This is a genomic window from Rhodanobacter sp. sgz306013 (assembly GCF_057031145.1).
In genome coordinates this window covers 718,920-728,491 of record NZ_JBXCIJ010000004.1, presented here as the reverse complement: position 1 = coordinate 728,491, position 9,572 = coordinate 718,920, and the positions used below count along the sequence as shown (strand labels likewise).

The 9,572-nt window shown below is 63.9% G+C and carries 6 protein-coding genes and 1 pseudogene; all 7 read right to left on the bottom strand.

Annotated elements, in window-relative coordinates; all coding sequences use genetic code 11:
* Positions 1-110: 110 nt before the first annotated feature.
* Positions 111-1,094, bottom strand: a complete 984-nt coding sequence (locus AC2EWF_RS16370) for a metallophosphoesterase family protein (RefSeq protein WP_483640429.1) — start codon at positions 1,092-1,094, stop codon at positions 111-113.
* Between the two features lie 49 nt (positions 1,095-1,143).
* Positions 1,144-1,524 (bottom strand): annotated as a pseudogene (locus tag AC2EWF_RS16365) (methylmalonyl-CoA mutase family protein); the annotation flags it as partial.
* Positions 1,525-1,538: 14 nt separating this feature from the next.
* Positions 1,539-2,483: an RDD family protein gene (locus AC2EWF_RS16360; RefSeq protein WP_483640428.1), complete on the bottom strand. Its 945-nt coding sequence runs from the start codon at positions 2,481-2,483 to the stop codon at positions 1,539-1,541.
* Positions 2,484-2,603: 120 nt separating this feature from the next.
* Positions 2,604-4,727: an alpha/beta hydrolase family protein gene (locus AC2EWF_RS16355; RefSeq protein ID WP_483640427.1), complete on the bottom strand. Its 2,124-nt coding sequence runs from the start codon at positions 4,725-4,727 to the stop codon at positions 2,604-2,606.
* Between the two features lie 3 nt (positions 4,728-4,730).
* Positions 4,731-5,018 carry a HigA family addiction module antitoxin gene (locus AC2EWF_RS16350; protein WP_483640426.1) on the bottom strand — a complete coding sequence of 96 codons (288 nt, stop codon included), beginning with the start codon at positions 5,016-5,018 and terminating at the stop codon, positions 4,731-4,733.
* Between the two features lie 206 nt (positions 5,019-5,224).
* Complete coding sequence (locus tag AC2EWF_RS16345; protein ID WP_483640425.1) at positions 5,225-5,695, bottom strand: hypothetical protein; 471 nt, start codon at positions 5,693-5,695, stop codon at positions 5,225-5,227.
* Positions 5,696-5,920: 225 nt separating this feature from the next.
* Positions 5,921-9,559, bottom strand: a complete 3,639-nt coding sequence (locus AC2EWF_RS16340) for a methylmalonyl-CoA mutase family protein (protein ID WP_483640424.1) — start codon at positions 9,557-9,559, stop codon at positions 5,921-5,923.
* Positions 9,560-9,572: the final 13 nt, after the last annotated feature.

Genomic DNA, 9,572 nt, shown 5'->3' with positions numbered 1-9,572 from the left:
CGATGACAGGAGACGTGCGCCCGCAGGGCGGAAAATCGCACTCCACCGCTATCGCAGTGGCCGCCATGCCATAGATCGTGTCTATCAAAAGCAGTGCGGAACCCTGCTTCTCAACAGCCTGCTAGATCAGACAGCTCTTGATCAAACTGCTTGGTTATGATCCAGGAGTCTGCTGGGGCCGCCAGTTCGAAGCGACGAAAGAGCGACCATGAGCCAAGGTCCTGACGCTCATATGTACCGCCACCCCATTGATACCCATGCACACGATATTTCTTTTCGCACAGGTTGATCTCAACGACGGTAAATCCTGAAATATCCGACTTGCTTTCCTGGAGAACATTGCCTTCGAACTGCACGCAACTACCAGCTTCCCGATCCTCGGTCTCAAGCACATTCCATTGATGCTCATGACCGGAAAATAAGAAATCTGCATTTGCACGAACTCTACGCCTAAAGTCCCTGTATGCAGACGGATGTAGCCAATTGAACGGATGATGCAGTGCCGTTATGACACAACCGTCCAAATTTCGATGTGCCGGGAGAATAGTCGAGGGAAAAGTTATCTTGTCTTCTCTCAGTTGTGATACCCATGCGACATTTAGGCAGTCAAAGGTGACCTTCTTTCCAGACACGAGGATTGTTTCTGAATAGCGGAGCCTATCCACACCCGCTAAGGATTGACCAGTGAGGAGGGCCAGGAAGTCGAAAAAATTGTCTTGCACTTCGACACACGTCGCAACGAGCTGTGGCGAAAGCTCCGAAGCCGGCCTCTCTGCGACCTGCTTAAGTACAAGGTTCCTTAGATCCTGGGATCGCGAAAAATCGCAGTCATGATTCCCGGGAACAACCACGAACTTGATCGTGCCGGCGAAATCTTCTGATATGCGCGCTTCAATGCGCTTGAAGAATGTCATTGCAAGATCGTACTCGCCTGACGCGCCGCCGTAAGCAACATCACCGGTCACCAAAAGTACTACTGCTTCTGCAGATGCCAAGTGACTTGCGATAGCTGCTCCGAGAAGCTCGGGCCGTCCGAGCACCGGGTCTAAGTCGCCATGGATGTGTAGGTCCGTCAGATGCGCAATAACAAGCATGTTTCCTCACTCCCTGAAAGAAGGAGGCCCGCTGAGCGGGCCTTCACAATCACATATTCCGCCGATATTCACCGCCCACGTCGTACAACGCATGGCTGATCTGGCCAAGGCTGTGGGTCTTCACCGCCTCCATTAATGCGTTGAACACGTTGCGGCGATCCCGCGCGGTGCTCTGCAGATAGGCCAGCCCATGCTTGTCATGCACCTGCGCCACAGGCGCATCCGTGGAATCGGTGCCATGCGCCTGTGACGTCTCGCCCGCCGGCGCCAGCGCATTGCGCGCCTTCTGGAATGCCTGCACGTTGGCGATCTGCTGTCCCTTCTCTTCTTCCGTGGACCGGATCAGCTCGATCTCGGTGGCGATCTCGCCGCCGTGGTCCTTGGGCAGGAAGGTGTTGACGCCGATCAGCGGCAGGCTGCCGTGGTGCCTTAGCTTGTTTCGCATCACCGCAGCTCGTCCGGCTTGAACCGATACCCCCGCTTCTTCCACCCCGAAGCGATGCCCATGTCGTAGCCGTAGACCAGGATCACCACGACGGCATCCTCGTTCGCAATATCGGGGTCGCCCTTCGCCATCTGCTGTGCGATGCGCCTGGCCATGGCACTGTCGTCGGTCATCGGCGCATCCAGCTGCAGCGCGGCCTGCAGGGAGTGCGTGGTGGTGCCGTTGACGGACAGCCAGCCGCGCACGACCTGCACCGTCATCACATGGGGCTGGGCGGACAAGGTGCGGTACAGCGGCAGGATGCCTGCGAGGGCCTGGGACTTCGCAAACCGACTCGCCACGGCCGGCCCGCTCAAGGCAATCACCGCGATCACGGCCAGCGCGACCATGTGACCGCGCCACACGACGGGAAACGGTACCGGCTGCGCTACGCGGTCGAAGCGCTCCACGTACGACCCCACCGCCAGGTCGTGCAGGGACTGCCGCGTGCGGCGGTTGAAGAGGTACAGATAGATGATGGCGAACATCCCGCCGAAGACCACGAGCGCCAGCAGGTAGCCCAGTGGCGTCGACATCGCCAGGTTCGGATCGACCGGCAGGCCATTGGCAAAGAAGGGGATGCCCAGCACCGCGTAGCGCAGCAGCGAGCGCGGCAACGTGAGCAACTGGCCGTGGGCGTCGACCACCCGGACGCCCAGCCAGCGCTTGCCCAGTGTCTGCCCGCCACCTATGCGGCTATTCAAGATGCCGAAGTAGGCCAGCGCGATCGCAAAGCCGATCAGCCGCGCATAGGCCCCCATGCGCGCGAACGTGTCGAAAAACAGCGCTCCCAGGATCAAGCCGACGATACACAGGAGTATCAAATCGACCACGAAGGCGCCCAGACGGCGCCAGAAGCCGGCGATAGCGCGCTCCGGCCAGCCTTCCCCTTGCAGTGCATCCATGAACTTCCCCCTGAGGTCGAGGCATCTTGCTCCAAGATTTCCGATGGCGCGAGATGTGTGGTGAGCAGCATGCGCTCGGCAGGACAGGATCCTGCAGTGTTCATGCTGTCCCGTCGCAGCTCAATTTCCCCCGCTCGCTTTCGTGTCCCCTGCTCTTGCCACCCCTTCGTTCCCGCTTGCCGGCGCCGGCCCCAGGTTGCTGGTCAGGAACGCCAACATGCGGCTGTAGAAATTCTGCATGTCTGCGGGGTTGCTGAGGCCATGCCCTTCCCATTCGTATTCGACGAACTCCGGAGGGTGTCCCGCCTTCTTGAGGGCGGAGCGCATGGCGGATGCGTACTGGATCGGTACGCGGCCATCCAGCTCGCCGTGCACCAGCAGCACGGGCACCGTGATGGCGGCGGCGCGCGAGATGGGCGAGTCGGCGGCCAGGGCGGCCTTGTCCGAGCCCAGCACCACGTTGAGGTAGTACATGCCGTAGTCGCTGCGATGGATGTCGCCCCAGCGATACAGCTTGCTCAGGTCATACGGGCCGGCCAGCCCGATCGCGCAACGGTAGAGCCCCGGTTCGCGCGCCGCCCCCATGAGGGCGGCGTATCCGCCGTAGCTCGCGCCGTAGATGCAGATCCTCTTGGGGTCCGCCACGCCCTGCGCGATGGCCCAGCGGGTGGCGTCGGTGACGTCGTCCTGCATGGCCATGCCCCACTGGCGATAGCCGAGCTGCATGAAATGCAGGCCGAAATCCGCCGAACCGCGGAAGTTCACGTGCAGCACGCTGTAGCCGTTGGCCGCCAGCAGCTGGGTTTCCTGGTCGAAATTCCAGTCGTCCGCGACGAAGTACGGGCCGCCATGGACGATCACCACCGTCGGCGCCGGGCCGCTCACGCCCCTGGCTCGCGTGAGGAATCCATGCAGGGTCAGCCCGTCCCTCGCCTTGAATTCGAAAGGCTCCATGGCGGCCATCTGCGAGGCGTCCAGCCAGGGCCGGGCATGGAACAGCAGCTCGGCCTTGTGCGTGGTCCGGTCCAGCGTGTACCACGAGCCGTCGTCCTTGTCGCTGTAGGTGAACACCACGATGGTGGAACCGTCGGCGGTGCTGCTGGGTACGCTGATCATGTTGCCGGGAAAGGCCTTCATCAGCGCGCGATGCCATTTGGCGTCGTCGCTGTTCGGCGCCCAGTAACGCGCTTGCGGGCGGCCGGGACCAAACCAGGCGCCGATGGGTTCCTCGCCGTCCATGGAAAAGATGATGCCGAGCGGATCCGATACCGGGTCGCTCAGCAGCTCGGTGCGCTTGCCGCTGGCAAAGTCGTAGCGCTCGATGACATTGGGGCCTTCGGTGCGCTCGCGCTCCAGAAAGGCGGTCTTGTTGTCGCGGGAAATGCCGACCGGCACCATGTCGACGTGCGTCACGTCGCTGTCGTTGAGCGAGGACCATTGCCCGTTGTCGCCGCGCACGTAGAGCTGGCTACGCGCCGTTTTGCTCCAGGCCCAGGCGAACCGCACCACCCCTGCATGGTCCACCATCATCGAGGCGTCGCCCAACGGGGCCACGGCCAGCTCCTGCCCCTTGTCCAGCCAATGATCGATGTCCTCGCGCCACAAGCTGAAGCGGCACTCGTGATCCTTGCTGAAATCCTTGCATTCCCGGATCAGGAAGTGGTGATCATCGCCGTGGATGGTGCCGAAGAAGTTCGCCGGCATGGGCAGCGGGTGCTTCTTGTGGATGTCCACCAAATAAAGAATGGGATCGAAGATGGGCGCGTGATACGGCCCCGTGTCGCGGTTCGCGGCGATCAGCAGGTGGTCGGACCCCATCCACGACAGTCTCCCGAACTCTCCGTGGCCGCCCGTGCTGATCTGCGCGACCTGATGAAGATCCGAGCGCCGCAGGATCGTGACCGTCGTGTCGTCGTCCTCACGATGGGCAATGGCCAGCAAGGCCCCATCCGGCGAGATCGCCACGCGCTCGTATTCGGCACGCCGCAGCAGGTCCATGGTCGCCGGACCACTGCCCGCGGCACAGGCGAACGACACTGAAACCAGCCACCCCGCCAGCCAATAGCGCCACATCATGCATCCCCCTGATGCCACGAGCCCCGGACCACACATTACAAAAAAACGCCCGCGAAGTGCGGGCGTCCGGTGGTCGGGCGGTTTTACATGTTCCGCCGGTATTCCCCACCCACGGCGCACAACGCATGGCCGACCCGACCCAGCGAGCCGCGCGCCGCTTCGATCCATTGCCTACGCGGCAATCCGCTCGATCTTTTCGATGGCCTTGCCTAACGTGCGGCATGCATCTTCCAGATCGTAGTCCGCCTGCAGGCCAGGCCAGAATCGCTCGCTGGTGCCCAGGGCGGCGGCCAGGCGTACGGCCGTATCCGCCGTGACGCCGCACTTGCCGGGCACGATCTCGTTGATACGCGGCGGTACGCCCGCGGCGCGCGCCAGCGCGTTCTGGCTGATATCCATGGGCGCAAGGAACTCCTTGAGCAGCACTTCGCCGGGATGGATGTTGGACAGGGTGTTCATGGTCCGAAATCGGGGCAGCTCGAATTCGTCTGGCTGCGCAGCTCCTTCAAAGCCTGTCTTTGCCATGCATCTCGACCGGGGCGGCCGGCCACACAGGGCAAAGCGCCTCCACGACCTCCATCAACTCCAACCAGTCCGACAAATCGCCCTTCGCTGCCTGGACGGCATCCGGCACTCGCCCGCCGGCCAATGGCTCGCGTGCGCCCTCAACGCTTTTCGTCGGGGATTTCATCGAGTAGTCCATCCAGCATCTCCGTGCGATCGAACATCGCGAAGTATCCTTGCACCTCGGCCATGTTGAGCCGGCCGCGCTGCGCGCGCAACAGCGCCCTGATGTCCTCAACGTCACGCGAGCGGGAAGGATTGTTGACGAAGGCCTGCAGCTTGAAGCCGATCAAGCCTTCGGCGCTGATCACGCGCAATGGCCCCATGGCGGTTTCGCGCTCGGTGGCCTCGCTCAGCAGCCGCCGTGCAACGGGTCGGTGGGCGTAGAGCAGGTCCAGGCCTTCATCGTCACGTAGGTAATTGGCGGCGTCTTCGCTGCGATGCACGCAGTGGTAGCCCAGGCCGAGCAGGATGCCATGCAGGCGATCCGCATCGTACGCATCGGCAAGAAAATCCACGTCGCGGGTAGCGCGCACCACCTGATGCGCGGCCAGTGCCAGGCCTCCGATCAAGGCAGGCGGCGTCTTGCAACCGGCAAAGGCGGCGAGGGCCTGCTTGATCTGCTCGGCTAGGCGGGACATGAGCGTGTTTCCATGAAATGGGCGTTGGGGTCGATCGCCACTGGATAGACGATACCAAGCAAGGGCTTCCCCCTCACCCCAACCCTCTCCCCCGGCGCAGCCGGGAGAGGGTGTTGTACTGCCCGGCGACGCGGCGCGACCCGAGGGTTTGGCGCGTTACATGTTGCGCCGATACTCCCCACCCACGTCATACAGCGCATGGCTGATCTGCCCCAGCGAGTGCGTCTTCACCGCCTCCATCAGTGCAGCAAAGACGTTCTTGCGATCGCGTGCAGTGTTCTGCAGATAGGCCAGGCCGTGCTTGTCGTGCACCTGCGGCATGGGCGCGTCGGTGGAATCGCTGGCATGCGCATGTGACGTCTCACCCGCCGGCGCCAGCGCATTCCGCGCCTTCTGGAACGCCTGCACGTTGGCGATCTGCTGCCCCTTCTCCTCCTCCGTCGAGCGTATCAGCTCGATCTCGGTGGCGATCTCGCCGCCGTGGTCCTTGGGCAGGAAGGTGTTGACGCCGATCAGCGGCAGGCTGCCGTCGTGCTTCTTGTGCTCGTAGTACAGGCTCTCTTCCTGGATCTTGCCGCGCTGGTACATGGTGTCCATGGCGCCGAGCACGCCGCCGCGCTCGCTGATGGCTTCGAACTCCTTGTACACGGCCTCTTCCACCAGGTCGGTGAGCTCTTCGACGATGTAGCTGCCCTGCCAGGGGTTTTCGTTGAAGTTGAGGCCCAGTTCCTTGTTGATGATCATCTGGATGGCCACGGCGCGGCGCACGCTTTCTTCGGTGGGCGTGGTGATGGCTTCGTCGTAGGCGTTGGTGTGCAGGCTGTTGCAGTTGTCGAACAGGGCGTACAGGGCCTGCAGCGTGGTGCGGATGTCGTTGAACTGGATCTCCTGCGCGTGCAGGGAGCGGCCGGAGGTCTGGATGTGGTACTTCATCATCTGGCTGCGCGCGCTGGCGCCGTAGCGCTCGCGCATGGCGCGGGCCCAGATGCGGCGAGCCACGCGGCCGATCACGGTGTACTCCGGGTCCATGCCGTTGGAGAAGAAGAACGACAGGTTGGGCGCGAAGTCGTCGATCTTCATGCCGCGCGCGAGGTAGTACTCCACGATGGTGAAGCCGTTGCTGAGGGTGAAGGCGAGCTGGCTGATCGGGTTCGCGCCGGCCTCGGCGATGTGGTAGCCGGAGATGGAGACGGAGTAGAAGTTGCGGACCTTGTGCTCCACGAAGTACTGCTGGATGTCGCCCATCATGCGCAGCGCGAACTCGGTGGAGAAGATGCAGGTGTTCTGCGCCTGGTCCTCCTTGAGGATGTCGGCCTGCACGGTGCCGCGCACGCTGCCGAGGGTTTCGGCCTTGATCTTGGCGTAGGTCTCCGCGTCCACCAGCTGGTCGCCGGTGACGCCGAGCAGGCCCAGTCCCAGGCCTTCGTTGCCCTTGGGCAAGTCACCCGAGTACTGCGGGCGGCCGTGGGGATACATCGCGGCGATGGTCTTCTCGGCCGCGGCCCAGCGCGCGGGATCGGCCTTGAGGTACTTCTCCACGTTCTGGTCGATCGCGGTGTTCATGAACATCGCGAGGATGATGGGCGCGGGGCCGTTGATGGTCATCGACACGGAGCTGGTGGGCGCGCTGAGGTCGAAGCCGGAGTACAGCTTCTTCATGTCGTCCAGCGTGGCGATGTTGACGCCGGAGTTGCCGATCTTGCCGTAGATGTCGGGGCGCGGCGCCGGGTCTTCGCCGTACAGGGTGACGGAGTCGAACGCGGTGGAGAGGCGCGTGGCCGCGCCGCCCTGGCTCAGGTAGTGGAAGCGGCGGTTGGTGCGCTCGGGCGTGCCCTCGCCCGCGAACATGCGGGTGGGATCTTCGCCGCTGCGGCGGTAGGGGTAGACGCCGCCGGTGTACGGGTAGTGGCCCGGCAGGTTTTCCTTGCCGAGGAACAGCAGCTGGTCGCCCCAGCTCTCGGTCTTGGGCGGCGCGACTTTCGGAATCTTCTGGTGGCTGAGCGACTCGCGGTAGTTCTCGACGCGGATGGTCTTGTCGCGCACCTTGTATTCGTTGACGTCCTTGGTCACCGACTCGCGCAGCGCCGGCCAGTCGCGCAGCAGGTAGATGGACTCGTGGCTGAGCTCCTTCAGCGCGGCGTTGTAGCGCTGGCGGAGCAGCAGCAGGGTGCGGTCGACTTCTCCCCTCTCCCCCCGGGAGAGGGGCTGGGGGTGAGGGTTCAAGGCTTGCGTTGAGTTTCCGGCGAGAACCGAACCCTCACCCCCAGTCCCTCTCCCGGGGGGAGAGGGAGGCAAAGCAGGATGCAAATCCTCGCTGGGGTACAGCTCCAGCGGCTTGGGCAGCTTGGCGTCGCCCAGCTCCTTCAACGACTCGTAGTAGTGCTGCGCCTTGCTGGCTGCTTCCGACTGGTGCGCGATGGAGGCATTGATGCCACGCCCCTGCTCGGCGATCTCGGCGAGGTAGCGCACGCGGCTGCCGGGGATCAGCACGGTGGCGCGCGGCTCCTTGAGCGTGGTGTCGATCTGCGGCGTCCACTTTTCCGCGGGCAGGTGCAGCTTGTCGCGCATCAGCCGGCACAGGTTGGCGAACATCCAGGTGACGCCGGGGTCGTTGAACTGGCTGGCGATGGAGGGGTACACCGGCACGTCTTCGTCCTTGACGGCGAAGGCGGTGCGGTTGCGCTTCCACTGCTTGCGCACGTCGCGCAGGGCGTCCTCGGCGCCGCGCTTGTCGAACTTGTTGAGCACGACGAGTTCGGCGAAGTCGATCATGTCGATCTTCTCCAGCTGGCTGGCCGCGCCGTAGTCGCTGGTCATCACGTAGACCGGGAAATCGACCAGGTCGACGATCTCGGAATCGCTCTGGCCGATGCCGGCGGTTTCCACGATCACCAGGTCATAGGGCTGCGCCTTGAGGAAGTCGATGCAGTCGTGCAGCACTTCGTTGGTGGCGGCGTGCTGGCGGCGGGTGGCCATGGAGCGCATGTAGACGCGGTGGCTGCGCAGGGCGTTCATGCGGATGCGGTCGCCCAGCAGCGCACCGCCGGAGCGGCGGCGGGTGGGGTCGATGGCGAGCACGGCGATGCGCATCTGCGGGAAGGCGTGCAGGAAGCGCAGCAGCAGCTCGTCCACCACGCTGGACTTGCCCGCGCCGCCGGTGCCGGTGAGGCCCAGCACGGGCGTGGCCTTGCCGGCCAGCTTCCACTGCTTGCGCAGGTGGTCGAGGTCGGTGGCGGCGAGCTTGCCCTCTTCGATGGCGCTGAGCATGTGGCCGATGGAGATCTCGTCGTCCACGCTGACTTTCGATGCGGCGGTGTCGGGCGCGCGCTGCGCGGCGGCGCGGCCGGCGCGCTGCATCACGTCCTCGATCATCTCGGTGAGGCCGAGCTTCATGCCGTCGTTGGGGTGGTAGATGCGCTCCACGCCATAGGCCTGCAGTTCCCTGATCTCCTCCGGCGTGATGGTGCCGCCGCCGCCACCGAACACGCGGATGTGCGCGGCGCCCTTCTCCTTGAGCATGTCCACCATGTACTTGAAGTACTCGACGTGGCCGCCCTGGTAGGACGACAGCGCGATGGCGTCGGCGTCCTCCTGCAGCGCGGCGCGCACCACGTCCTCCACCGAGCGGTTGTGGCCCAGGTGGATCACCTCGGCGCCCTGGCTCTGGATGATGCGGCGCATGATGTTGATGGCCGCATCGTGGCCGTCGAACAGGCTGGCCGCGGTGACGAAGCGCAGCGGGGTGGTCTCGGCCTGGGGGGCGCCGGCGGGGACGTGCTTGGCGGGGGAACTCATGGCGACTCCGACA